The organism is Staphylococcus sp. HMSC65H10 (assembly GCF_001839185.1).
Lineage (GTDB): Bacteria > Bacillota > Bacilli > Staphylococcales > Staphylococcaceae > Staphylococcus > Staphylococcus simulans.
This window is the reverse complement of sequence record NZ_KV840340.1, coordinates 1-849: the sequence shown is the minus strand read 5'-3', so window position 1 is coordinate 849 and position 849 is coordinate 1. Positions and strand designations below refer to the sequence as shown.

At 28.2% G+C, this 849-nt stretch carries 1 protein-coding gene; it reads left to right on the top strand.

Features of this window, described 5'->3' with window-relative positions:
* Nucleotides 1-201, top strand: a 201-nt coding sequence (locus tag HMPREF3270_RS06020) for an IS3 family transposase (protein WP_141763128.1), incomplete at its 5' end; no start/stop codon positions are given.
* Nucleotides 202-849 lie beyond the last annotated feature (648 nt).

Genomic DNA, 849 nt, shown 5'->3' with positions numbered 1-849 from the left:
AAGGATCTCGGAACAGGGAAAATTGTAAGTCATGGAATTGTTCTTGGAATTATGAAACCAGAAATCTATCAAGGCAATAAACATTACAAATTTAAAGACTTAAGAACTGCACGTAAACAGATAAAAGAATATATCAACTTTTACAACAATGAGAGAATTACTTTGAAAATGGAAAGACTAATTGTTCAACTTCAATTTTAAGAGTGTCCTAATTTATCTGAATTAAAAAATATTCAGCATAGCGTGCTAATTATTTTGATCAGTTTTTACACTTTCGCCTATTTTATTAATATAACGTAGCACTAACATTGTTACCTTGCCCAATACTTTTACATATTCTATTTTCTTCGCTTTGATAAAGAAGAGGAAGTATTAAGTTATTACAGAAATTATAATTTTTTGATACAAATGAACGACAACAGTCACGACAATAGAATTTTTTGCTTTTTTAATTCTAAGTAGCTAGGTGTACCTTGAATTTTTAATAATTTGATTATTGTTTTACGTTTACCCTTTTAACAATTAGATTATTTTGATTAACTGCTCCGTAGTTTTCACAACAGTCAGTCGTATATGTAAGTGCTCCTTTATAATCAATGATTTTTGCTATACAATTAGTCATAAAAACAATACCTCTTTCTTATTTGGTTATAGTAACTACAGCGATAAGGGATTATGCCCTTTTTATGCAAAAAATCCGATTGAAAAATAACTGCTAGGTTATCTCATCAATCGAATTTAGTATAGAAGTTTTTTAAATAAATTTATTGTGTTTTTTATAAAAAAGTAGGGTATTAAAAAGTAAGGTCATAAATATTGATATGAGGAGGTGCAGCACCGTGAGAAGAT